The sequence below is a fragment of the Paracoccus sp. DMF genome, assembly GCF_004407025.1.
Lineage (GTDB): Bacteria > Pseudomonadota > Alphaproteobacteria > Rhodobacterales > Rhodobacteraceae > Paracoccus > Paracoccus aminovorans_B.
In genome coordinates, this window is sequence record NZ_SOKV02000002.1 from 177,127 (window position 1) to 201,117 (window position 23,991).

Genomic DNA, 23,991 nt, shown 5'->3' on the forward strand with positions numbered 1-23,991 from the left:
GCGGGACACTAGGGCCGGCGCGCGGCTTTGGCAAGCTCAGTCGCGGGCGAACAGGTCGCGGGTGTAAAGCTTGTCCTGCACGTCGGCCAGTTCGGGCGCCTGGCGGTTGGCGATGATCAGGTCGGCCTGGGCCTTGAAGGCGTCGAGGTCGCGCACCACCGGGCTGTTGAAGAAATGCTCCTGTTCCAGCACCGGTTCGTAGACGATGCAGGGGATGCCCTTGGCCTTGATCCGCTTCATGATGCCCTGGATCGAGCTGTCGCGGAAATTGTCCGAGCCGGATTTCATCACCAGCCGATAGACGCCGACCAGCTTCGGACGCCGGGCGATGATTTCCTCGGCGATGAAATCCTTGCGGGTGCGGTTGCTGTCCACCACCGCGGCGATCAGGCTTTGCGGCACCTGGTCGTAGTTCGCCAGCAATTGCTTGGTATCCTTGGGCAGGCAATAGCCGCCATAGCCGAAGCTGGGATTGTTGTAATGCTCGCCGATCCGCGGGTCGAGGCCGACGCCCTCGATGATCTCGCGCGTGTTCAGCCCGCGGGCGACGGCATAGCTGTCGAGTTCGTTGAAATAGGCCACGCGCATGGCGAGATAGGTGTTCGAGAACAGCTTGATCGCCTCGGCCTCGGTCGAGCCGGTGAACAGGATCGGCATGTCCTTGCGGACCGCGCCCTGGGCCAGCAGATCGGCCAGCCGATGCGCGGCCGGGCCGTGGTCACCTACCACGATGCGCGAGGGGTGCAGGTTGTCCTGCAACGCCCGGCCTTCGCGCAGGAATTCCGGCGAGAACAGGATGCCGTCATGGCCGGTCTCGTCGCGCATGCGCTGGGTAAAGCCGACCGGGACCGTGGACTTGATGACGATGGTCGCCTGCGGCGCGTGCCGGCGGGCCAGCGCGATCACGCTTTCCACGCTGGAGGTGTCGAAGCGGTTCGAGCGCGGGTCGTAATTCGTCGGCGTGGCGACGATGACGAATTCGGCGCCGGCCATGGCCTCGGCCGGGTCGGTGGTGGCGCGCAGGTGCAGCGGCTTTTCCGCCAGCCACTGGCTGATCTCGGCATCCTCGATGGGCGAGCGGCCGGCATTCACCTGGGCCACCCGCTCGGCGCTGATGTCCAGGGCCACCACCGCGTCATGCTGCGCCAGCAGCACCGCGATCGACATGCCGACATAGCCCAGCCCAGCCACCGATATGGTCATCGCGTTCCCTTTCCCCGTGGTTTCCCCGGCTCTAGCACGGCTTTTCGCCCGGCAGAAGCGCGCCGGCTTGCGGGGCCGGCCGTGTTTCGGCACGATCCGGCCGGATGGCAAGGGAGGCCGGCGATGAAAAGCGTGATCTTCGACCTGGGGGCGGTGCTGATCGAATGGGATCCGGCGCTGGCCTTTGCCGATGTCTTCACCAGCCGCGCCGCGGCCGAGGCCTGGATGGCGCGCATCGGCTTCGACGGCTGGAACCGGGCGCAGGACGGCGGGCGCAGCTTTGCCGAAGGGCTGCAGGCCGCGCGCGAGGCGCATGGCGACGAGGCCCGGCAGCTGGCGGGCTATCTGGCCGCCTTTCCGCTGACCATCGAGAAGACCGTGCCCGGCGCCTGGGAAATCGCCGAGGCGCTGCTGGCGCGGGGGGTGCCGCTCTATGGCTTGACGAACTGGGCGGCCGAGACCTGGCCCCATGCGCTGGAAATCCATCCCCGGCTGGGCCGGCTGTTCCGCGACATCGTGGTTTCCGGGCGGGTGGGCGCGCTGAAGCCCGAGCCGGCGATCTATCGCCTGCTGATGGACCGCAACGGCTTGCGCCCCGAGGATTGCATCTTCATCGACGACAATCCCGACAACGTCGAGGGCGCCCGGGCGCTTGGCATCGACGGCATCCATTTCACCGGGGCCCAGGCGCTGGGCGCGGCGCTGGCGCGGCGCGGGCTGTTCTGACGCGATCGTGACGGCGGCCGTCAGCCAATTGTAAGCTGGAGCGCGTTAGGACGGCACGCCTGAACTGTCGTAGGAAGCCAGCTTGCCTCTTGTCGTGACCCTGTCCTCGATCCCGCCGCGCTTTGCCGGGCTGGAACCGACCCTGAAATCTCTGCTGAAACAGAAAACCCGCCCCGACGAGGTGCGGCTTTACCTGCCGCGCCGCTATCGCCGCTTTCCCGACTGGGACGGCAGCCTGCCGGCGGTGCCCCAGGGCGTGCGCATCGTCACGGTCGAGGACGACCTGGGCCCGGCGACCAAGATCCTGCCGGCGGTGCGGGATTTCCGCGGCCAGGATTGCGAATTGCTGCTCTGCGACGACGACCGGCTTTACGATCCGCTGTGGACCAGCCGCTTCCTGGCGGCGCGACGCGCGCATCCGGGCTGCGTCATCGCCGAGGCCGGCGGCTTCGTTCCCGGCCATGCCGGCGGGCTTGAGCCGCGGGCGGTGCCGCGCCGCAAGGGCTGGCGCTATCGCCTGCTGCGCGCGGCCACGCTGGGGCTGGTCAAGCCGCATGCCTGGCTGCGCTCGGGCTATGTCGATGTGCTCAAGGGCTATGGCGGCGCCATGCTGCGGCCCGAATTCATGCCCGACAGCGCCTTCGACATCCCCGAGCTGCTGTGGACGGTGGACGATCCCTGGCTGTCGGGGAACCTGGCGCTGAACGGCGTGCCGATCTGGCTGAACGCCGAGGGCCGGGTGCCGGGCGAGTGCCGGACCGCCCGCTGCCATGCGCTTCTGGACTTTGCCTTGCAGGGCAAGGGCCGGGGCGACGCCAATGGCGCCTGCTACGAATGGTTCCGCCAGAACCTGGGCATCTGGACGGCCGGGCCTAGCCGACCATCTTCGCCGCCTGCTGCAATGCCAGCAGATAGCCGTTGACGCCGAAGCCGGCGATCACGCCCTCGGCGCGCAGGCTGACATAGGAATGGTGGCGGAAGCCCTCGCGCTTGTGCACGTTCGAGATATGCACCTCGAGCACCGGGCCGTCGAAGGTGTTCAGCGCATCCAGGATCGCGACCGAGGTATGGGTAAAGGCAGCCGGGTTGATGACGATGGCCTGTGCCCGCAGCCGCGCCTCGTGGATCTTGTCGATGATCGCGCCTTCGTGGTTCGACTGGAAGAAGTCGATGGTCAGGCCCAGTTCGGCCGCCGTCGCCCTGCAGTCGCGTTCCACGTCGGCCAGCGTGGTGCTGCCATAGATCTCGGGCTGGCGCTGGCCCAGAAGGTTCAGGTTCGGGCCGTTCAGGACATAGACGGTGGGCATGGCAATCTCCGCTGCTTTCGGGTGGATCCTAGCCCAGTTCGGCCAGGAAGATATAGCCGGCGCCATAGATCGTCTTGATCAGGCGCGGGTTCTTCGGATCCTCGCCCAGCTTGGTGCGCAGGCGCGAGATGCGCACGTCCATCGCCCGGTCGAAACTTTCCCCCGCCGTGCCGCCCAGCGTCTCGAGCATCTGCGCGCGCGAAATCAGCCGGCGCGGATTGTCGAGAAACAGCCGCAAGACCTCGGCCTCGGCATGCGAGATCGGCGTCTCGGCGCCCTCGGGCGAGGTCAGGGTGTAGCGGTCGAAATCCGCGGCCCAGCCGGCAAAGCGGATCTGCTGGCGGCCGGGGCCGGTCTCGCGCTGGGGTTTGCGCAGCCGGGCGCGGATGCGGGCCACGACCTCGGCCGGCTCGAAGGGCTTGATGATATAGTCGTCGGCGCCCAGTTCCAGCCCCGTCACCCGGTCCTGCACCTGCGCCCGGCCCGAGATGATGATGATCGCGGCGCCGCTTTCGCTGGCCAGCCGGTGCACCAGCGCCAGCCCGTCGCGGTCGGGCAGGCCCAGGTCGATCAGGATCGCCTCGGGCTGGATGCGGCGCAGCGCCGCCTCGAACTCGGTGGCGCGGCCGAAGCCCAGGGTGCGAAAGCCCGCCTCCTCCAGCGCCGCGGACAGCAGGCGGCGGATCTCGGGCTCGTCGTCGAGGATGGCGATCAGGGGGGCGTCAGTCATCGGTATCTGCCAGGGCCAGGGCCAGTTCGGTGTCGCCAAAGGGCTTGGTCAGGACCGGCCCGTCAAGCCCCGATCTGCCCGGATCGCCCGGCGGCAGCGCGGTCATCAGCACCACGGGCAGGCCGCGCCCGCGCAGGGCGGCGCCCGAGCCGTCACCCAGCTGCAGGTCCGACAGGATCAGCGTCAGGCCGGGCAGGTCGGTCAGGCCCTGCGCCTCGGAAAGCGATCCGGCCTCGATCACCGAATGGCCCTGGGCGGTCAGCAGCTCGCGGATATGGCTGCGGATGGCGTCGTCGTCTTCGACCAGCAGGACCAGATGCGGGCGCGCGGCGCGCAGCGGCAGGCGGATCGCCACCTGCGCGCCCTGGGCAAGGTTCGCCAGCCGCAGCGTGCCGCCGGCCAGCTTGACCTGGTCATAGACCATCGACAGGCCCAGCCCGCTGCCCTTGCTGCCCTTGGTGGTGAAGAAGGGCTGCGTGGCGCGGGCCAGCGCCTCGTCCGAAAAGCCGGGGCCGCTGTCGGTGACGGTGATTTCCAGCCAGCGCCCGGCCGTGCGGGCCTGCAAGCCGATGCGGCCCTTGCCCTGCATGGCGTCGCGGGCGTTCAGGATCAGGTTCAGCAGCGCATCCTGAAGCGCGCCGGGGTCCAGCATCACCCGCGCCGGCAAGTTCATCGTGGCGTGTTCCAGCGTCACGGCGGCGCCCAGCGTCGGCCGGGCCATGGCGGCCAGGTGCTCGAACAGCGCGCTGAGGTCCACCGGCTGCGGGTGCTGTTCGCGCTTGCCGGTCAGCGCGGCGATGCCGTCCAGCAGCGTCGCCCCGCGGCGGGCGGCGGCGAGCGTCGCCTGCACGTCCTCGGCCTGTTCCGGCGGCAGGCCGGCGCGCGCCAGCCGGGTTTGCAGGCCGAGGATGATGGTCAGGAGATTGCCGAAGTCATGCGCCAGTCCCGAGGTCATCTGCGCCGCCAGCGCGCGCTTGGCGGCATGGGTCAGCGCCTCGCGCGATTGCACCTCGGCGGTGACGTCGGTGGACAGCACATAGGCGCCGCGCCCGGTCGGATCCGGGGTCAGGGCGATGCGGATGCGCCGCCCCGAGGGCGGGTGCGTGATCTCGAACACCTGCGGCTGGCCGGCGACGGCGCGGTCCATATGCGGGCGGATGCGGTCGAAGGTCTCGCGGCCCAAGACCTCTTCGCCCGCGCGGCCGATGATGCCGCGGTCGGCACCGGGAAACACCGCCGCAATCTGGTTGTTGGAGAAGGTATAGCGATAGTCGCGGTCCATATGCGCGATATGGGCCGGCACCATGGCGGTGACATGGCGGGTGCGCGCCTCGGATTCGGTCAGGATGCGCTTGGCCTCCTCCAGCGCGGCATTGGTCGCGGCCAGCGCGCGGTTCGCGGCCGACAGCCGCTCGGCATGGTCCAGCACCAGTTCGGAAAGCTCCTCGGAGCGGGCGCGCAGCAGTTCCTCCTGCCGCTTGATCTGGGTGATGTCGGTATAGACCGCGATCCAGCCGCCCTGCGACAGCGGCGCCCCCTCGACCGAGATCCAGCGGCCGTCGGCGCGCTTGCGCTCCATGTAATGCGGCTGGAAGGTGCGGGCCTGGTCGACGCGCTCGCGAATCGCGGTCTCGGGGTCGTCCTGGGGCCCGTATTCGCCGCGATGCACCAGGTAGCGGATGGTGTCCTGGAAGCTGGCGCCGGGCCGGGTCAGTTCGTCCGGCAGGCCGAACATCGCCTGATAGGGGCGGTTGCAGACCGCCAGCCGCAGGTCGGCGTCGAAGATCGAGATCGCCTGCTGGATCAGGTTCAGCCCCGAGCGGGTCAGCGCGGCATGTCGGTCCGGAGTGGGCTGGGCCGGGTTGGGCTGGGCCGGGTTGGTGGTCGCCATGGCTGTTGCCTTGCAGTTGTAACAATTCGTAGGATTCGGGCAAAACTGACGCAAGGATTGCCGCAGTAAGCTGCGATTGCCAGAGGGGAAGAGGAGCCCGGACGGCAAGGGGAGGATCTATGCAGAACCAGCCGGACCGCAGCGGACCGCCGTCGATTCCCGCGCTGCTGGCGCGCAATGCCGCGACCTGGGGCCAACGGCCGGCCTATCGCGAAAAGGAATTCGGCATCTGGCAAAGCTGGACCTGGGCGCAGGCGGCCGAGGAAATCCGCGCGCTGGCGCTGGGCTTTCTGCACATGGGCCTGGCGCCCGGCGACCATGTCGCGATCATCGGCCGCAACCGCCCGGCGCATTACTGGTCCATGGTCGCGGTGCAGATGTGCGGCGCGGTGCCGGTGCCGCTGTACCAGGACGCGGTGGTCGAGGAGATGGCCTATGTGCTGGGCCATTGCGGCGCGCGTTTCGTGGTCTGCGGCGATCAGGAACAGGTGGACAAGGTGCTGGAGGTCGGCGCCGGCGCCCCGAAGATCGAGCAGATCATCTATACCGACAAGCGCGGCATGCGGAAATACGACCACAGCGCCATGAACGCGCTGGCCGACGTGCAGGCCGAGGGCCGCGCCGCGCATCAGCGCCACGAAGAGGAACTGGACCGCCGCATCGCGGCCCTCGGCTACGACGACACCTGCGTGATGCTGTATACCTCGGGCACCACCGGCAAGCCCAAGGGCGTGGTGCTGTCGAACCGCAACATCATCGAGACGGCCAGGAACACCTGCGCCTTCGACAGGCTGACCGAGGCCGAGGAGGTGCTGGCCTATCTGCCGATGGCCTGGGTCGGCGACTTCATCTTTTCCATCGGCCAGGCCTATTGGGCCGGCTTCACGGTGAACTGCCCCGAAAGCGCGCAGACCATGATGACCGACCTGCGCGAGATCGGCCCGACCTATTTCTTCGCGCCGCCCCGCGTCTTCGAGGGCCAGCTGACCAGCGTGATGATCCGCATGGAGGACGCCGGGCGCATCAAGCGCGGGCTGTTCCACCACGCCATGAACCTGGCCCGCCGCATCGGCCCGGACCTGCTGGACGGCAAGCCGGTCGGGATGCTGGACCGGCTGCGCTATGCCCTGGGCGATCTTCTGGTCTATGGCCCGCTGAAGAACACGCTGGGCTATTCCCGCATCCGCGTCGGCTATACCGCGGGCGAGGCGATCGGCCCCGAGATCTTCGATTTCTACCGTTCGCTGGGCATCAACCTGAAGCAGCTCTACGGCCAGACCGAGGCCTCGGTCTTCATCACCCAGCAGCCGGACGGGCAGGTGCGCTCGGATACCGTGGGCGTGCCCTCGCCGGGGGTGGAGCTGAAGATCGCCGACAGCGGCGAGGTGTTCTATCGCTCGCCCGGCACCTTCGTCGAATATTTCAACAACGCGGAAAGCACCGCCTCGACCAAGGATGCCGAGGGCTGGGTGGCGACCGGCGACGCCGGCTTCTTCGAGGAGGGCTCGGGCCACTTGCGCATCATCGACCGCGCCAAGGACGTGGGCCGCATGGCCGACGGCCGGATGTTCGCGCCGAAATATGTCGAGAACAAGCTGAAGTTCTATCCCAACATCCTTGAGGCCGTGGTGTTCGGCGCCGGGCGCGAGATGTGCACCGCCTTCATCAACATCGACCTGACCGCGGTCGGCAACTGGGCCGAGCGCAACAACATCGCCTATGCCAGCTATCAGGAACTGGCCGGCCATCCGCAGGTCTATGCCGCCATCCGCGAGCATGTCGAGGCGGTGAACGAATCCGTCGCCGCCGACCCGATGCTGTCGGGCTGCCAGATCCACCGCTTCCTGGTGCTGCACAAGGAGCTGGACCCCGACGACGGCGAGATGACCCGCACCCGCAAGGTGCGCCGCAACATCATCGCCGAGAAATACGCCGACCTGATCGCCGCGCTCTACGACGGAAGCGAGCAGGTCAGCACCCGCACCGAGGTGACCTATGAGGACGGCCGCAAGGGCGAGATCCGCGCCACGCTGCGGATCGAGGATGCCCGCACCTTTCCCACCGCCGAGCCGCAAAGGGTGGCCGCAGAATGACCCATGACCCGACCCCCGACGCCCGCCGCATCGGCCCGGTGCTGATGGACCTCAGGAACATCACCCTGCGCTTCGGTGGCGTGACCGCGATCAAGGACATCAGCTTCGACATCCGCGAGGGCGAGATCCGCGCCATCATCGGCCCGAACGGCGCCGGAAAATCCTCGATGCTGAACGTGATCTCGGGCTTCTATGTCCCGCAGGAGGGCGAGATCTGGTTCGAGGGCAAGCGCCGCCCGGCGATGAAACCCTATGAGGTGGCGCGGCTGGGGCTGGCGCGCACCTTCCAGAACATCGCGCTGTTCGACGGCATGTCGGTCCTGGACAACATCATGACGGGGCGGCTGAACAAGATGAACGCCCCGCTCTGGAGCCAGGCCCTGTGGTGGGGCCGGGCCGAGCGCGAGGAGGTGGAAAACCGCGCGCAGGTCGAGAAGATCATCGATTTCCTGGAAATCCAGAACATCCGCAAGACGCCCGTGGGCCGGCTGCCCTATGGCTTGAAGAAGCGCGTCGAACTGGCCCGGGCGCTGGCGGCCGAGCCGCGCATCCTGCTGCTGGACGAGCCGATGGCCGGCATGAACGTCGAGGAGAAGGAGGACATGTGCCGCTTCATCCTGGACGTGAACGACGAATTTGGCACCACCATCGCCCTGATCGAGCACGACATGGGCGTGGTCATGGATCTGTCGGATCGGGTCGTGGTGATGGATTACGGCCGCAAGATCGGCGACGGCACCCCGGACGAGGTGCGCAACAATCCCGAAGTCATCAGCGCCTATCTGGGCGTGGAACACGCATAGGGGGCGCGGATGGAATTCCTTTACGCAAGCGAGGTCCTGGTCAACGGGCTGATGGCCGGGGTGATGTATTCGCTGGTCGCGCTGGGCTTCGTGCTGATCTACAAGGCCTCGGGCGTCTTCAACTATGCCCAGGGGGTGATGGCGCTGTTCGCGGCCATGACGCTGGTCGGCATCATGGAGGGCCGGGTGCCCTTCGCCCATCTGATCAACGCGGCCTTCGGAACGCATGTCTCCAGCTTCGGCTGGACCGTGCCGGCGCTGCTGGGCATCGCGCTGACGGCGCTGGTCATGGTCGGCCTCGGCATCGCCATCGAGAAGCTGGTGCTGAAGCACCTGGTCGGGCAGGAACCGATCATCCTGTTCATGGCCACCATCGGCCTGGCGTGGTTCCTGGAAGGCCTGGGCGACGTGATGTGGGGCGCCGATGTCAAGACGCTGGACGTGGGCCTGCCGCAGGGCATCTCGGAAACCGCCGAGACGCTAACCAACGACTGGCTGGGCTATGGTTTCTTCATCGACCGGCTCGACATCTGGGCGGCGGTGATCGCGGCGCTTCTGGTCGCGGCGCTGGTCGGCTTTTCGCAATATACCAAGCAGGGCCGGGCGATGCGCGCCGTGGCCGACGACCACCAGGCGGCGCTGTCGGTCGGCATCAGCCTGCAATTCATCTGGATCATGGTCTGGTCCATCGCCGGCTTCGTGGCGCTGGTCGCGGGCATCATGTGGGGCACCAAGTCCGGCGTGCAGTTCAGCCTGTCGCTGATCGCGCTGAAGGCGCTGCCGGTGCTGATGCTGGGCGGGTTCACCTCGATCCCCGGCGCCATCGTCGGCGGGCTGATCATCGGCATGGGCGAAAAGCTGTTCGAATATTTCGTCGGCCCCCTGGTCGGCGGCGCGACCGAGAACTGGTTCGCCTATGTGCTGGCGCTGCTCTTCCTCGTCTTCCGGCCGCAGGGCCTGTTCGGCGAGCGCATCATCGAGCGGGTGTAGCCATGAAAAGATTCTATGCCTCCGGCGGGGATATTTGGACAAGAAAGAAGCCGCGCGCGGCACCGACCTTCTTTCTTGTGAAAATATCCCGCGGGGGTGTGGGGGCGCGAAGCCCCCACCAGCCAGCAGCAAAGCCGGGAGGGGCGGATGTTCTATCGTGAGGCGGGCGACTTCAAGACGAGCTATCGCGACGATGGCCAGACCTTCCCGATCCGGCTGGACCGCTGGGCCTATTACGCCATCCTGGCCGTGGCCTTCCTGGTCGTGCCGCTGGTCATCGACAGTTACTGGGCCAATGCGGTGCTGGTGCCCTTCCTGATCTATGCCATTGCGGCCATCGGGCTGAACATCCTGACCGGCTATGCCGGCCAGGTCAGCTTGGGCACGGGCGGCTTCATGGCGGTGGGGGCCTATGCGGTCTACAAGCTGATGACCGCCTTCCCGGGCGTGCCGATCGTGATCCTGATCGTGGTCGCGGGCGCCGTTACCGCGGTGGTCGGCGTGCTCTTCGGCCTGCCCAGCCTGCGGATCAAGGGCTTTTATCTGGCCGTGGCGACGCTGGCGGCGCAGTTCTTCCTGGTCTGGCTCTTCAACAAGGTGCCGTGGTTCTACAACTATTCCGCCTCGGGCCAGATCAACGCGCCGGAACGCACCATGTTCGGCTGGGCGATCACCGGGCCGGCCACCACGGCCTCGGCGAAATACCTGACCTGCCTGGTCTTTGCCATCGTGCTGGCCTGGGTGGCACGCAACCTGACGCGCGGCAGCGTGGGCCGCAAGTGGATGGCGATCCGCGACATGGACATCGCGGCCGAGATCATCGGAGTGAACCCGCTGACCGCCAAGCTGTCGGCCTTTGCCGTCTCGAGCTTCTTCGTCGGCATCGCCGGGGCGCTGCTGTTCTCGGTTTACCTGGGCGCGGCCGAGGCCAGCGAGGCCTTCGGCATCAACAAGAGCTTCCTGATCCTGTTCATGGTCATCATCGGCGGCCTGGGCAGCATCTTCGGCAGCTTCGCCGGCGCGGCCTTCCTGGTCCTGCTGCCGGTGTTCCTGAAGAACGTGCTGGTGGCGCAACTCGGCTGGCCGACCGACCTGGCCGCCCATATCGAGCTGATGATCGTCGGCGCGCTGATCGTCTTCTTCCTGATCGTCGAGCCGCATGGCCTCGCGCGGCTGTGGCGGCTGACGAAGGAGAAGCTGCGGCTCTGGCCGTTCCCGCATTAACGACCGGACAACCGGCGCATGAAAACCCTTGGGGAGGAGACCAAGATGAAACTGAAACTCGCAAGCCTGGCGCTGGGCGCCGTCATGGCGGCGGCACCGGCCATGGCCGACCTGGTGGTGCCGAACCTCAGCTATCGCACCGGCCCCTATGGCGCGAACGGCACGCAATATGCCGACGGGTTCAACGACTATTTCACTCTGCTCAACGAACGCGACGGCGGCATCGGCGGGCAGAAGGTGCTGACCCCGGAATGCGAGACCGCCTATAACACCGAAAAGGGCGTCGAATGCTATGAGGCGACCAAGGGCAATGGCGCGCTGGTCTATAACCCGCTGTCGACCGGCATCACCTATCAGCTGATCCCCAAGGTCTCGGCCGACAAGATCCCGCTTTACACCCCGGGCTACGGCCGGACCTCGGCCAAGAACGGCAAGGTCTTCGAATGGATCTTCAACGCCCCGGCGAACTATTGGGACGGCGCCTCGGTCGCGGTGAAATACCTGCTGGACCAGAACGGCGGCGACCTGAACGGCAAGAAGATCGCGCTGGTCTATCACAACTCGGCCTATGGCAAGGAGCCGATCCGCACCCTGCAGGAACTGGCCAAGAAGCACGGCTTCACCCTGACCGAGCTGCCGATCGACCCGCCTGGACAGGAGCAGAAAAGCCAATGGCTGCAGATCCGCCGCGACAAGCCGGATTACGTCATCATGTGGGGCTGGGGCGTGATGAACCAGACCGCGATCCAGGAGGCCGCCAACATTCGCTTCCCGATGGAGAATTTCATCGGCATCTGGTGGTCGGGCTCCGAGGTTGACGTGCTGCCGGTCGGCGCCGCCGCGAACGGCTACAAGTCGCTGACCTTCAACGGCGTCGGCACCGATTACCCGCTTTACGCCGACATGCAGAAATTCGTCGTCGAGCCGGGCAAGGCCTCGCAGGGCGGACAGTTCGTCGGGTCCGCGCTCTATTCGCGCGGCATGTATGCCGCCGTGGTCATCGCCGAGGCGATCAGGAAGGCGCAGGAACTGGCCGGCACCGCCGAGATCAACGCCGCCCAGCTGCGCGACGGGTTCGAGGCGCTGGACATCACCCCCGAGCGCCTGACCGAGATCGGCCTGCCGGACTTTGGCCCCGAGATCAAGATGAGCTGCGACAACCACGGCGGCAGCGGCATGGCGCGGCTGCAGCAATGGGACGCGGCGGCCAAGAAATGGACGCTGATCACCGAGTTCACCGCGCCGGATCAGGAAATCCTCGACCCGCTGATCCTCGAGGACAGCGAGGCCTATGCCAAGGAAGCCGGCATCACGCCGCGCTGCTGAGCCCGCACCCCGGCGGTCCGCCGCCGGGGCCACCCATGCAAGGGGAAAAGCCATGTTCGACGCATCGCCCGACCGCGAGACCCTGCTCGAGGTCAACAATATCGAGGTGATCTACAACCACGTCATCCTGGTGCTGAAGGGCGTCAGCCTGTCGGTGCCCAAGGGCGGCATCACCGCGCTGCTGGGCGGCAACGGCGCCGGCAAGACCACGACGCTGAAGGCGATCTCGAACCTGCTGCATTCCGAGCGCGGCGAGGTCACCAAGGGCGCGATCAGCTATCGCGGCCAGCGCGTGCAGGACATGGACCCGGCCAGCCTGGTCAAGAAGGGCGTGATCCAGGTGATGGAGGGCCGGCATTGCTTCGAGCACCTGACCATCGAGGAAAACCTGCTGACTGGCGCCTATACCCGCAGCGACGGCCGGGCCGCGATCGCCCGCGACCTGGAGATGGTCTATGCCTATTTCCCGCGCCTGAAGGAACGCCGGAAAAGCCAGGCCGGCTATACTTCGGGCGGCGAGCAGCAGATGTGCGCCATGGGCCGGGCGCTGATGTCGCGGCCGGAATGCATCCTGCTGGACGAGCCCAGCATGGGGCTGGCGCCGCAGCTGGTCGAGCAGATCTTCGAGATCGTCCGCGCGGTGAACGAGGGCGAGGGCGTCACCTTCCTGCTGGCCGAACAGAACACCAATGTCGCGCTGCGCTATGCCCATTACGGCTATATCCTGGAAAGCGGCCGGGTGGTGATGGACGGGCCGGCCGAGGCGCTGCGCGAGAACCCGGACGTCAAGGAATTCTATCTCGGCATGTCGGATCAGGGCCGCAAGAGCTTTCGCGACGTGCGCAGCTATCGCCGGCGCAAGCGCTGGCTGGCCTGAGTTCGGAAAGGCACCCCATGAGCTTCTATGACCAGTTGGAAACCCGCAGCCCCGAGGCGCGGGACAGGGATCTGGCGGCCGAACTGCCGCGCGCCGTGACCCGGGCGCAATCCGCACCGGGGCTGGCCGCGCTGCTTGCCGGCGTCGATGCGCCATCGGTGACCGGTCGCGCGGCGCTGGCCCGGCTGCCGGTGCTGCGCAAGTCCGAGCTTTCGGCCGCGCAGAAGGCGGCGCCGCCCTTCGGCGGCTTCACCACGCGCCCGGCCGCGGATTTCGAGAACATCTTCCAGAGCCCCGGCCCGATCTATGAGCCGGGCCGGCGCGACGGCGACTGGTGGCGGCTGGGTCGCTTCCTGCATGCCGCCGGCATCGGCCCGGGCGACATCCTGCAGAACTGCTTCGGCTATCACCTGACCCCGGCCGGGATGATGTTCGAAAGCGCCGCCCGCGCGGTCGGCGCCGCGACGCTGCCGGCCGGCACCGGCCAGACCGAATTGCAGGTCCGTGCCGGCGTCGACATCGGCACCACCGCCTATGCCGGGACGCCCGACTACCTGAAGATCATCCTCGACAAGGCCGAGGAGATGGGCGAGCGCATGCGGTTCTCGCGCGCCGCGGTCTCGGGCGGGGCGCTGTTTCCCAGCCTGCGCCAGGCCTATGCCGAGCGGGGCATCGCCTGCACGCAATGCTATGCCACCGCCGACCTGGGGCTGATCGCCTATGAATCGCCGGCGCTCGACGGCATGATCGTGGACGAGCGCGTGATCGTCGAGATCGTCCGCCCCGGCACCGGCGACCCGGTGCCCGAGGGCGAGGTCGGCGAGGTTCTGGTCACCACGCTGAACCCCGACTACCCGCTGATCCGCTTCGCCACCGGCGACCTGTCGGCGGTGCTGCCGGGAACCAGCCCTTGCGGTCGCACCAACATGCGCATCAAGGGCTGGATGGGTCGTGCCGACCAGACCACCAAGATCAAGGGCATGTTCGTGCGCCCCGAGCAGGTCGCGGCGCTGGTCGCCCGCCACGCCGAGATCACCCGCGCCCGGGTCGTGGCCGATCGCGCCGGCGACATGGACGTGATGACGGTGCTGCTGGAGACCGGCGCCCAGGACGCGGCGCGCTACGAGGGCGCGGTCTTCGACACGCTGAAGCTGCGCGGTCGCATCGAGCTGGTCGCGCCGGGCTCGCTGCCGAACGACGGCAAGGTGATCGAGGACCGCCGCAGCTACGACTGACGCCGGCGGCGCAAGGCTGGCCCTTCGGCCCGGCAGGGGCTATTCCCGCGCAGGACATGCGTCGCAAGGGGAAAAGCCATGCCATATCTGCTGCTCGCCGGGCTGGTGACGCTGGCCGGGGTCTGCATCGCGGTCCAGGCGCCGATCAATGCGGCGCTGGGCCGCGGCGTGCAAAGCCCGCTGGCGGCCGCCGCCATCTCTTTCGGGGTCGGCTTCAGCATCCTGGCGCTGGCCGCCATCGGCCTGGGTCAGGGCCGGGCCTTCCTGCGCGCCGGTTCGATGGAATGGTGGATGTGGGCCGGCGGCGCGCTTGGCGCCTTCTATGTCTGGACCATGGTCTGGACGCTGCCGCGCCTCGGCGCGCTGACGGCGCTTTGCGCGCTGGCGCTGGGCCAGATCCTCGCCGCCATCATCCTGGACCGCACCGGTGCCTTCGGCCTGCCCATCCGCGACATCTCGCTGCCGCGGGTGCTGGCGGCGCTGATGGTCGGCGGCGGCCTGATCCTGTCCCGCTTCTAGGACTTCTTTCTTGGAAAAATATCCACGGGGGCGTGGGGGCAGTCGGCCCCCACCAGCGACCGCGCCAGCCGGAACGGCAGAACGCCCGCCGCACAACCGTGCGACGGGCGTTCGAAAACAGCGATCAAGCCGCGGATCAGCCCTGGCGGGCCTTGAAGCGCGGGTTGGTCTTGTTGATCACATAGATCCGGCCCTTGCGGCGCACGATCTGGCAATCGCGGTGGCGGCTCTTGAGCGAGCGGAGCGAATTGCGAACCTTCATCGGTCTTCTCCTATCGCGGCGCATCGCTAGGTCGCGCCTTGAAAACGAAATACCGCCGGCAGGCACCGGCGGCGCGAAACAGAATGGTGGGCGGTACTGGGATCGAACCAGTGGCCACTACGATGTCAACGTAGTGCTCTACCGCTGAGCTAACCGCCCACGAACAGGTGATTCTGCGAGAAAACCCGCCGGATCGCCTTGGTCCGCGTGTCTATAGCCACCTCCTCCCGGGGTTTCAAGCCCTCAATCGCCGGCTTTCGCGCTTGCGGTTCGCGGGCGAATGGCTTTCAGTCTTTCTGCCCGGAATCGACGCCGGGGCCACGCGCGGAACCCTGGGGAATGGACAGCGAAGACAGCGTATATGACCTGACAAGGCCGGACCGCTGGCAGGGCGGGGTGATCTTTGCCTCACCGCATTCCGGCTGCGCCTATCCCGACTGGTTCCTGGCCGAATCGCGGCTGGATGCGCAGCAGCTGCGTTCGTCCGAGGATGCCTTCGTCGACCGGCTGATTCGGCGCGCGCCCGACCATGGCGCGGCGCTGCTGACCGCGCGGGTGCCGCGCTCGGTCGTGGACCTGAACCGGGGCCCGGAGGAGATCGACCCGCTGGTGGTGCAGGGCGCCACGCCGCCGGCGATGAACCCGCGCATCATGGCCGGGCTGGGGGTGATTCCCCGCGTCGTCTCGCAGGGGCGTTCCATCCACGACCGGCCGATGCCGCGGGCCGAGGCCGAAAGCCGGCTCGCGCGTTTCTGGCATCCCTATCACCGCGCGCTTTCGGGCCTGATCGACGAGGCGGTGGCGCGCTTCGGCGGCGCGGTGCTGATCGACATGCATTCCATGCCGCGCGACGCGCTGGCGCATCTGCCGCGCCCGCGCCCGGACATGGTGCTGGGCGACCGCAACGGCGCCTCGGCCGCCCCCCGCATCAGCGCCGCCGTGGCCGAGGCCGCCATGGCCGAGGGCTTCCGCGTCCGTCGCAACTCGCCCTTTGCCGGCGCCTATGTCACTGCGACCTATGGCAGGCCGCGCGACAATATCCATGTCGTGCAGCTGGAACTGGACCGCTCGCTTTACATGGACGAGGGCCGGATCGAGCCGCGCGCCGATTTTGCGCAGTTCGAAGCCCGCTTCGCCCGTGTCGTCGCGCGGCTGGCCCGGCTGCGACCGGATGCGACCGACGGCGCCATCGCCGCCGAATAGAAAGGACTGCCGATGCCGCCCGAACTCTCGGATCTGCTCAGCCGGAACATCGCCCTGATCGTGCTGGCGGTGGTGATCTTCTTCGCCGTCAGCCGCGCCGTGCGCATCGTGCCGCAATCCGAGAAATTCGTCGTCGAGCGCTTCGGTCGGCTGCATGCGGTGCTGGGGCCGGGGATCAACTTCATCGTGCCCTTCCTCGACCGGGTGGCGCACAGGATCTCGGTGCTGGAACGGCAGCTGCCGACCTCGCGCCAGGATGCGATCACGGCGGACAACGTGCTGGTGCAGGTTGAAACCAGCGTCTTCTACCGCATCATCGAGCCGGAAAAGACCGTCTATCGCATCCGCGACGTCGATGCGGCGATCACCACCACCGTCGCCGGCATCGTGCGGTCCGAGATCGGCACCATGGAGTTGGACCAGGTGCAGTCGAACCGCGCCCCGCTGATCGAGCGCATCCGCGAATCGCTGGCCAATATCGTCGACGACTGGGGCATCGAGGTGACGCGGGCCGAGATCCTGGACGTGAACCTGGACGAGGCGACCCGCGCCGCCATGCTGCAGCAGCTGAACGCCGAGCGCGCCCGCCGCGCCCAGGTCACCGAGGCCGAGGGCCGCCGCCGCGCCGTGGAACTGGCCGCCGACGGCGATCTTTACGCCGCCGAGCAGCAGGCCAAGGCCAAGCGCATCCTGGCCGATGCCGAGGCCTATGCCACCAATGCCATCGCCGCCGCCATCCGCGACGGCGGCATCGAGGCCGCGCAATATCAGGTGGCGATGAAGCAGGTCGAGACCCTGGCCGAGGTCGGCAAGGGCCAGGGCAAGCAGACGGTGATCCTGCCCGCCGCGGCCGTCGAGGTCATGGGTGACGCCTTCAAGCTGTTCCGGGGGCCGCGGCCATGATGAACGGCTGGATCTGGATCGCCGTCGGGCTGGCGCTGGCCGCGCTGGAACTGGCGCTGCCGGGCTGGTTCTTCCTGGGCGCCGCCATCGCGGTCGGGCTGATGGGTCTGGCGCTGCTGGTCGGGCTCTGGACCGGCGGACTGCCGCTGGCGCTGGTGGTGACCGCGGTGCTGACCGGCCTGATCTGGCTGGCCCTGCGCCGCATCTTTGGCACCAGCCGGGGCGAGGTGCGGCGCTGGACCCGCGACATCAACGACAATTAGGCTTCATCGGCGCCAAGCTGGTGCTGACCCATGCCGGCTGCCTGCTGGCCTGCCTGCGCGACGATTTTCCGCATATCCCGTTTCCGGCGCATTGGGATCTGCCCGGCGGCGGGGCCGAGCCGGGCGAGACGCCGCTTGCCTGCGGCCTGCGCGAGCTTCACGAGGAATTCGGCCTGCGCCTGCCGCCCGGGCGGCTGACCGGCCGCGCCTTTGCCGCCTGGAACGACCCCGGCCGGCAAAGCTGGATGTTCCACGGCCAGCTTCGCCCCGAGGAAATCGCCGCCATCCGCTTTGGCGACGAGGGGCAGGAATGGCGCATGATGCCTGTCCAGGAATTCATCGCCCATCCCCGCGCGGTGCCGCATTTCCGGCAGCGGGTGCGGCTGATCCTTGCCGAGGCCAGCGCGGATATTTGAGAATCGGCGCCGGCCGTGCATGATCCGCCCCGAATCGCATGGGCGAGCCAGCATGGAGCATGTCATGTCCGTGATGCAGCTTTACCGGCGCGGCGGTTGGGGCTCGGCCATTGTCGAGATGCAACTGGCGCATTACGGGATCGGCTTCGAGCCGGTCGAGGTCGCCGACCTGTTCATCGACCAGCAGGCGCGCGAGGCGCTGATGCGCATCAGCCCGGCCGGGCAGATCCCGGTGCTGATCCTGCCCGACGGTCGGGTGATGTCGGAGACCGCCGCGATCACCCTGCACCTGGCCGATCTGACCGGGCGCGACGATCTGGTGCCCGGGCCGGATGCGCCCGGGCGGCCGCAGTTCCTGCGCTGGCTGATCTTCCTGGTGGCGCAGGTCTATCCCTGCTTCACCTTCGGCGACGATCCGGCGCGCTTCCTGACCGAGGAACCGGCGCAGAAGCAGCTGGCCGAGGCCAGCACCACGCGGCTGCAGGAGCTGTGGTCGATCCTGGAAAGGCCGGCCGGCACGCCCTGGCTGCTGGGCGAGCGTTTCTCGGCGCTGGATGTCTATGCGGCGGCAATGACCAATTGGCGGCCCGGCCCGGAGTGGTTCCAGGCCCAGGCGCCCAAGGTCTGGGCCTGCGCCCAGGCGACCGCGGCGCGGCCCGAGATCGCCCCGGTCTGGCAGCAGAATTTCGCCTGATCAGGCGAGTTCCGCCTGGATCGCCTGCGCGGCGGCGCGCGGGTCGGCGGCCTGCCAGATCGGGCGGCCGACCACGATATGATCGGCGCCACTGGCGATGGCGGTGGCAGGCGTCTCGATCCGCTTCTGGTCGCCCGCCTCGGCGCCTGCCGGCCGCACGCCGGGGGTGACGATCAGCCGGCCCGCCGATTCGGGCAGGGCGCGGATCGCTGCTGCCTCGCGCGGGCTGGCGATGACGCCGTCGGCCCCGGCCTCGAAGGCGCGGGCGGCGCGGGTGGCGACGATCTCGGCCAGGTCGCCCGGCACGATCAGCCCGGCATCGAGGTCGGCGCGGTCCAGCGAGGTCAGGATAGTCACGGCAAGGATCTTCAGGTTCGACCCGGCCGCGCCCTGTTTCGCCGCCCGCACCACATGCGGGTCACCGTGCACGGTCAGGAAGTCGAGGTCGTATTGCGCAATGCCCTTGACCGCCGCCTGCACCGTCGCGCCGATGTCGAAGAACTTCATGTCGAGGAAGATGCGCTTGCCATGTTCCTGCTTCAGTTCGTTGGCGAGCGCCAGGCCGCCGCCGGTCAGCATGCCCAGCCCGATCTTGTAGAAGCTGGCGGCGTCGCCGATCTTCTCGGCCAGCTCCAGCCCGGCCAGCGCATTCGGCACGTCCAGCGCCACGATCAGACGGTCATCCATGTTTCACCCAAGGCTGCGACAAACGGCGCGGTTATAAGGGGGAACCGGTCGTCTTGAAACCCCGTTTGTCCTTGCCCATGTCACAGGCAGACCCGAGCCGGGCCGTGCCATTGCGGGCGGTCCAAAGCGGGGGCTGAGGAAAGGATTTTCATATGGATATGGAAAAATTCACGGAACGCTCGCGCGGTTTTCTGCAAGCCGCCCAGACCATTGCGATCCGCGAGGACAACCAGCGCGTGATGCCCGAGCATCTGCTGAAGGCGCTGATGGATGACGACCAGGGCTTCGCCAGCAACCTGATCGCGCGCGCCGGGGGCGATGCCCAGGCGGTGCGGCAGGCGGTCGACCTGGCCGTGGGCAAGCAGCCGAAGGTCAGCGGCGGGCAGGGTCAGGTCTATGTCGACCCCTCGATGGTGCGCGTGCTGGACGAGGCCGAGAAGCTGGCCAAGAAGGCCGGCGACAGTTTCGTTCCGGCCGAGCGCATCCTGACCGCTCTGGCCGTCGTCAACACCAATGCGCGCGACGCGCTCAGCGCCGGCAAGGTCACGGCGCAGGCGCTGAACGCCGCGATCAACGATGTCCGCAAGGGCCGCACGGCGGATACCGCCAGCGCCGAGGACAGTTATGAGGCGCTGTCGAAATACGCCCGCAACCTGACCGAGGCGGCCGCCGACGGCAAGATCGACCCGATCATCGGCCGGGACGAGGAAATCCGCCGCGCCATGCAGGTGCTGTCGCGCCGCACCAAGAACAACCCCGTGCTGATCGGCGAGCCCGGCGTTGGTAAGACCGCCATCGCCGAGGGCCTGGCGCTGCGCATCATCGACGGCGACGTCCCCGAATCGCTGCGCAACAAGCAGCTCTGGGCGCTGGACATGGGCGCGCTGATCGCCGGCGCGAAATATCGCGGCGAGTTCGAGGAGCGGCTGAAGGCCGTGCTGAAGGAGATCGAGGATGCCGCCGGTGAGATCGTGCTGTTCATCGACGAGCTGCATGTGCTGGTCGGGGCTGGCAAGACCGATGGCGCCATGGATGCCGCGAACCTGATCAAGCCGGCGCTGGCGCGCGGCGAGCTGCATTGCGTCGGCGCCACCACGCTGGACGAATACCGCAAGTATATCGAAAAGGACGCGGCCTTGGCCCGGCGTTTCCAGCCGGTCATGGTGCTGGAACCGACGGTCGAGGACACGATCAGCATCCTGCGCGGCATCAAGGAAAAGTATGAGCTGCACCACGGCGTGCGCATTTCCGACGCGGCGCTGGTCGCGGCGGCGCAGCTGTCGCATCGCTACATCACCGACCGCTTCCTGCCCGACAAGGCCATCGACCTGGTGGACGAGGCGGCGAGCCGGCTGCGCATGGAGGTGGACAGCAAGCCCGAGGAGCTGGACCAGCTCGACCGCCAGATCCTGCAGATGCAGATCGAGGCCGAGGCGCTGAAGAAGGAAGACGACGCCGCCAGCAAGGACCGGCTGGAGAAGCTGGAAAGGCAGCTGTCCGAGTTGCAGGAGCGCTCGGCCACGATGACCGCGCGCTGGCAGGCCGAGCGCGACAGGCTGGAAGGCTCGCGCAACCTGAAGGAGCAACTCGACCGCGCCCGCGCCGAGCTGGACCAGGCCAAGCGCGAGGGCAACCTGGCCCGCGCCGGGGAGCTGTCCTATGGCATCATTCCGGGGCTGGAGAAGAAGCTGGCCGAGGCCGAGGGCCCGGACGAGGGTCCGATGGTCGAGGAGGCCGTGCGCCCCGAGCAGATCGCCGAGGTGGTCGAGCGCTGGACCGGCATCCCGACCAGCAAGATGCTGGAGGGCGAGCGCGAGAAGCTCTTGAAGATGGAAGAGGTGCTGGGCAAGCGCGTCATCGGCCAGTCCGAGGCGGTGACGGCGGTGGCCAATGCCGTGCGCCGCGCCCGCGCCGGGCTCAATGACCCGAAGCGGCCGCTGGGCAGCTTCCTGTTCCTGGGCCCGACCGGCGTCGGCAAGACCGAGCTGACCAAGGCCATCGCCGAATACATGTTCGACGACGACAGCGCCATGGTCCGCATCGACATGTCGGAATACATGGAGAAGCATTCGGTCGCGCGGCTGATCGGCGCGCCTCCGGGCTATGTCGGCTATGACGAGGGCGGCGCGCTGACCGAGGCGGTGCGGCGCCGGCCCTATCAGGTGATCCTGTTCGACGAGGTCGAAAAGGCGCATCCGGACGTGTTCAACGTGCTGTTGCAGGTGTTGGACGACGGTCAGCTGACCGACGGCCAGGGCCGGACGGTGGACTTCAAGCAGACGCTGATCATCCTGACCTCGAACCTGGGGGCGCAGGCGCTGTCGGCGCTGCCCGACGGCGCGGATTCGAGCCAGGCGCGGTCGCAGGTCATGGACGCGGTGCGGGCGCATTTCCGCCCCGAGTTCCTGAACCGGCTGGACGAGATCATCATCTTCCACCGCCTGACGCGCGAGAACATGGACGGCATCGTCAGGATCCAGCTGATGGGCCTGGAACACCGGCTGGCGCAGCGCAACATCCATCTGGACCTGGACGAGGATGCGATGAAATGGCTGGCGGACGAAGGCTATGACCCGGTCTTCGGCGCCCGGCCGCTGAAGCGGGTGATCCAGCGCAGCCTGCAGAACCCGCTGGCCGAGATGATCCTGGGCGGCGAGGTGCTGGACGGCCAGACCGTGCATGTCGGCGCCGGGCCCGACGGGCTGATCGTCGGCAACCGGGTGACCGGCGCCCATCTGGGCGAGGCCGGCGAAAGCGGCCCGCGCGCGCCGCTGCATTGAGCCTTGAAAGGGCGGCCCTGGTGGCCGCCCTTTCCCGTTCACGCGGAATTTCATCGGCCTGCGCCGGCTCCGGTGGCATCATGGCCGGGCTGGATGAAAGGACGCGCCATGAAGCTCAACTGGTCCGACGTGACGCCCGAGGCGGATTTCCTGAACCGCCGCAGCTTCCTGGCCGCCGGGCTGGCCATGCTGGCGACGCCGGCGCTGGGGCTTAGCGGCAAGCCCTCGGGCTTTTCGACCGACGAGAAGCCGAACAGCTTCGAGGACATCACCCATTACAACAATTTCTACGAATTCGGCACCGGCAAGACCGACCCGGCCGAATATGCCGGCAGCCTGAAGACCGCTGGCTGGCAGGTCGCGATCGATGGCATGGTCGACAAGCCCGGCCGCTACGGCGTCGAGGATCTGGTGCCCGACTCGGCGCTCGAGGAGCGGATCTATCGCCTGCGCTGCGTCGAGGCCTGGTCGATGGTCATCCCCTGGCTCGGCGTGCCGCTGGCCTCGGTGCTGGCCAAGGCCGGGGTGCAGCCGGGGGCGAAACACGTGGCCTTCCGCACGCTCGAGGATCCGGCGCAGATGCCGGGCCAGCGCAGCCGCAGCATCGACTGGCCTTATCGCGAGGGGTTGCGGCTGGACGAGGCGATGCACCCGCTGACCATCCTGGCGACCGGGCTTTACGGCAAGGTGCTGCCCAATCAGAACGGCGCCCCGATCCGGCTGGTGGTACCGTGGAAATACGGCTTCAAGTCGATCAAGTCGGTGGTCTCGATCACCCTGACCGACAAGCAGCCGCAGACCAGCTGGCAGATGCTGCAACCCTCCGAATACGGCTTTTACGCCAATGTGAATCCGCAGGTCGACCACCCGCGCTGGTCCCAGGCCACCGAGCGGCGCATCGGGGCCGGCCTGTTCGGCGGCCGGCAGGACACGCTGATGTTCAACGGCTATGCCGACCAGGTCGCGGATCTCTATGCCGGCATGGACCTGAGGAAGAACTATTGATCCAGCGGTTGAATGGCTGGCTGCGCCGCCTGCCGGTCTGGGCGGTCTGGCTGGGCGGGATGATTCCCCTGGCGCTGCTGGTCTGGGACACGCTGGCGGGTGGCTTGGGCGTCGATCCGGTCCGCGACATCGAGCATCGGCTGGGACGCACCGCGCTTTATTTCCTGCTGGCGACCCTGGCCGTGACGCCTCTGCTGCGGCTGACGCGGCTCAACCTGATGCGGTTTCGCCAGGCGCTGGGGCTGATCTGCTTTGCCTATGTCGGCTGCCACCTGCTCGCCTGGGTGGTCTTCGACATGGGCTTTCTCTGGGCGCAGATGCTGCGGGACATCGTGAAGCGGCCCTATCTGGTCTTCGGCATGCTGGCCTTTGCGATGCTGCTGGCGCTGGCGGTGACCTCGAACCGGTTCTCGATCCGGCGCATGGGCCGGAACTGGCGGCGCCTGCATCGCCTGATCTATCCCGCGGCCCTGCTGGCGGCGATTCACTGGCTCTGGGCGCTGAAGGTCTGGGAATCATGGCCCCTGATGATTCTCGGGGCGATTCTGCTGCTGCTTTCCCTGCGTTTGCCGGGTCTGGCGCGGATTTCGCTGGTCCCGGGCCTGTCCAGATCTCGCGGCTAGGTGGCGCCGAGCGGTCGCGCTGTCGTCGCGGCGGTGAACCATCGGCGAAGAAAATCGTTTACGTTCAACACATTAGCAGAAACTGTCATTTTCTTGTTTTTTCCCTCTTGCGGGTGTTTGTGCCGCGGCCTAAATACCCGCTCACCGAACGACGGCAGCGTCGGACGGGACGGGGAAGCGGGAGCGGAACCGAGACAATCTGGGAATGACTGACCGGTTGGGGCGTCGAGC

The 23,991-nt window shown here is 67.6% G+C and carries 24 protein-coding genes and 1 tRNA gene; 18 read left to right on the top strand and 7 right to left on the bottom strand.

The genetic code is table 11. From position 1 onward, the window contains the following. Nucleotides 1–36 precede the first annotated feature (36 nt). Nucleotides 37–1,203, bottom strand: a complete 1,167-nt coding sequence (locus E3D03_RS02130; RefSeq protein WP_263565598.1) for a nucleotide sugar dehydrogenase — start codon at nt 1,201–1,203, stop codon at nt 37–39. A gap of 123 nt (nt 1,204–1,326) precedes the next feature. Here E3D03_RS02130 and E3D03_RS02135 point away from each other — a divergent pair, with 123 nt between their 5' ends. Beyond that, complete coding sequence (locus E3D03_RS02135; RefSeq protein WP_263565599.1) at nt 1,327–1,929, top strand: HAD family hydrolase; 603 nt, start codon at nt 1,327–1,329, stop codon at nt 1,927–1,929. An 82-nt stretch (nt 1,930–2,011) separates the two neighbouring features. Beyond that, entirely contained in the window at nt 2,012–2,851 is an 840-nt protein-coding gene (locus E3D03_RS02140) for a glycosyltransferase family 2 protein (protein ID WP_263565600.1), read from the top strand. Here the strand turns inward: E3D03_RS02140 and aroQ are convergent. Genes aroQ through E3D03_RS02155 form a run of 3 tightly spaced genes read right to left on the bottom strand, consistent with a single transcriptional unit; the run spans nt 2,802 to nt 5,857 of the window. After that, nucleotides 2,802–3,236 (bottom strand): type II 3-dehydroquinate dehydratase, encoded by a 435-nt coding sequence (gene aroQ / locus E3D03_RS02145; RefSeq protein ID WP_263565601.1) that lies wholly within the window; start codon nt 3,234–3,236, stop codon nt 2,802–2,804. The genes E3D03_RS02140 and aroQ overlap by 50 nt on opposite strands. A gap of 28 nt (nt 3,237–3,264) precedes the next feature. Beyond that, a complete protein-coding gene (locus tag E3D03_RS02150) occupies nt 3,265–3,966 on the bottom strand; it encodes a response regulator transcription factor (RefSeq protein ID WP_263565602.1) in 702 nt (233 codons plus the stop codon). Continuing rightward, nucleotides 3,959–5,857, bottom strand: coding sequence for a PAS-domain containing protein (locus E3D03_RS02155; RefSeq protein WP_263565603.1), 1,899 nt, complete (start codon nt 5,855–5,857; stop codon nt 3,959–3,961). Before E3D03_RS02155 ends, E3D03_RS02150 begins: the two co-directional genes overlap by 8 nt. 119 nt (nt 5,858–5,976) lie before the next feature. Here E3D03_RS02155 and E3D03_RS02160 point away from each other — a divergent pair, with 119 nt between their 5' ends. The 8 genes from E3D03_RS02160 (at nt 5,977) to E3D03_RS02195 (ending at nt 14,924) form a co-directional block, all read left to right on the top strand. After that, nucleotides 5,977–7,950, top strand: coding sequence for an AMP-binding protein (locus E3D03_RS02160; protein ID WP_263565604.1), 1,974 nt, complete (start codon nt 5,977–5,979; stop codon nt 7,948–7,950). After that, nucleotides 7,947–8,753: an ABC transporter ATP-binding protein gene (locus E3D03_RS02165; protein WP_263565605.1), complete on the top strand. Its 807-nt coding sequence runs from the start codon at nt 7,947–7,949 to the stop codon at nt 8,751–8,753. Before E3D03_RS02160 ends, E3D03_RS02165 begins: the two co-directional genes overlap by 4 nt. 9 nt (nt 8,754–8,762) lie before the next feature. Beyond that, nucleotides 8,763–9,743 (top strand): branched-chain amino acid ABC transporter permease, encoded by a 981-nt coding sequence (locus E3D03_RS02170; protein ID WP_263565606.1) that lies wholly within the window; start codon nt 8,763–8,765, stop codon nt 9,741–9,743. A 147-nt stretch (nt 9,744–9,890) separates the two neighbouring features. After that, nucleotides 9,891–10,967, top strand: a complete 1,077-nt coding sequence (locus tag E3D03_RS02175; RefSeq protein WP_263565607.1) for a branched-chain amino acid ABC transporter permease — start codon at nt 9,891–9,893, stop codon at nt 10,965–10,967. Nucleotides 10,968–11,012: 45 nt separating this feature from the next. After that, nucleotides 11,013–12,293, top strand: coding sequence for an ABC transporter substrate-binding protein (locus E3D03_RS02180; RefSeq protein ID WP_062562294.1), 1,281 nt, complete (start codon nt 11,013–11,015; stop codon nt 12,291–12,293). A 52-nt stretch (nt 12,294–12,345) separates the two neighbouring features. Continuing rightward, nucleotides 12,346–13,170: an ABC transporter ATP-binding protein gene (locus E3D03_RS02185; RefSeq protein ID WP_062561667.1), complete on the top strand. Its 825-nt coding sequence runs from the start codon at nt 12,346–12,348 to the stop codon at nt 13,168–13,170. A gap of 17 nt (nt 13,171–13,187) precedes the next feature. Next, complete coding sequence (locus E3D03_RS02190; protein WP_263565608.1) at nt 13,188–14,405, top strand: phenylacetate--CoA ligase family protein; 1,218 nt, start codon at nt 13,188–13,190, stop codon at nt 14,403–14,405. A gap of 78 nt (nt 14,406–14,483) precedes the next feature. Beyond that, entirely contained in the window at nt 14,484–14,924 is a 441-nt protein-coding gene (locus tag E3D03_RS02195; protein WP_263565609.1) for a DMT family transporter, read from the top strand. A 136-nt stretch (nt 14,925–15,060) separates the two neighbouring features. On the opposite strand, the gene ykgO is transcribed toward E3D03_RS02195, so the two are convergent. Both ykgO and E3D03_RS02205 read right to left on the bottom strand, forming a co-directional pair. After that, nucleotides 15,061–15,186 (bottom strand): type B 50S ribosomal protein L36, encoded by a 126-nt coding sequence (gene ykgO, locus E3D03_RS02200; protein ID WP_017998967.1) that lies wholly within the window; start codon nt 15,184–15,186, stop codon nt 15,061–15,063. Nucleotides 15,187–15,270: 84 nt separating this feature from the next. Next, nucleotides 15,271–15,345, bottom strand: a tRNA-Val gene (locus tag E3D03_RS02205). A gap of 180 nt (nt 15,346–15,525) precedes the next feature. Here E3D03_RS02205 and E3D03_RS02210 point away from each other — a divergent pair. The 5 genes from E3D03_RS02210 to E3D03_RS02230 all read left to right on the top strand — a co-directional run bounded on the left by E3D03_RS02210 (nt 15,526) and on the right by E3D03_RS02230 (nt 18,665). Next, nucleotides 15,526–16,389: an N-formylglutamate amidohydrolase gene (locus E3D03_RS02210; protein WP_263565610.1), complete on the top strand. Its 864-nt coding sequence runs from the start codon at nt 15,526–15,528 to the stop codon at nt 16,387–16,389. A 12-nt stretch (nt 16,390–16,401) separates the two neighbouring features. Then, entirely contained in the window at nt 16,402–17,292 is an 891-nt protein-coding gene (locus tag E3D03_RS02215; RefSeq protein WP_263565611.1) for an SPFH domain-containing protein, read from the top strand. Next, entirely contained in the window at nt 17,289–17,555 is a 267-nt protein-coding gene (locus tag E3D03_RS02220) for a hypothetical protein (RefSeq protein ID WP_263565612.1), read from the top strand. Before E3D03_RS02215 ends, E3D03_RS02220 begins: the two co-directional genes overlap by 4 nt. A 20-nt stretch (nt 17,556–17,575) precedes the next feature. Beyond that, nucleotides 17,576–17,971, top strand: coding sequence for an NUDIX hydrolase (locus E3D03_RS02225; RefSeq protein WP_263565613.1), 396 nt, complete (start codon nt 17,576–17,578; stop codon nt 17,969–17,971). Between the two features lie 64 nt (nt 17,972–18,035). Continuing rightward, a complete protein-coding gene (locus tag E3D03_RS02230) occupies nt 18,036–18,665 on the top strand; it encodes a glutathione S-transferase family protein (RefSeq protein WP_263565614.1) in 630 nt (209 codons plus the stop codon). On the opposite strand, the gene pyrF is transcribed toward E3D03_RS02230, so the two are convergent. Next, on the bottom strand, nt 18,666–19,352 hold the full coding sequence (gene pyrF, locus E3D03_RS02235) for an orotidine-5'-phosphate decarboxylase (protein ID WP_263565615.1): 687 nt from the start codon (nt 19,350–19,352) through the stop codon (nt 18,666–18,668). A gap of 152 nt (nt 19,353–19,504) precedes the next feature. On the opposite strand from pyrF, the gene clpB reads away from it, so the two are divergent. From clpB to E3D03_RS02250, 3 genes are all read left to right on the top strand, one after another. After that, nucleotides 19,505–22,132, top strand: coding sequence for an ATP-dependent chaperone ClpB (clpB, locus tag E3D03_RS02240; RefSeq protein ID WP_263565616.1), 2,628 nt, complete (start codon nt 19,505–19,507; stop codon nt 22,130–22,132). 108 nt (nt 22,133–22,240) lie between these two features. Then, nucleotides 22,241–23,137 (top strand): protein-methionine-sulfoxide reductase catalytic subunit MsrP, encoded by an 897-nt coding sequence (gene msrP / locus E3D03_RS02245; protein ID WP_263565617.1) that lies wholly within the window; start codon nt 22,241–22,243, stop codon nt 23,135–23,137. Next, the gene (locus E3D03_RS02250; RefSeq protein ID WP_263565618.1) at nt 23,134–23,760 is read left to right on the top strand and encodes a sulfite oxidase heme-binding subunit YedZ; all 627 of its coding nucleotides are present in this window, start codon (nt 23,134–23,136) and stop codon (nt 23,758–23,760) included. Before msrP ends, E3D03_RS02250 begins: the two co-directional genes overlap by 4 nt. The last annotated feature ends 231 nt before the right edge of the window (nt 23,761–23,991 follow it).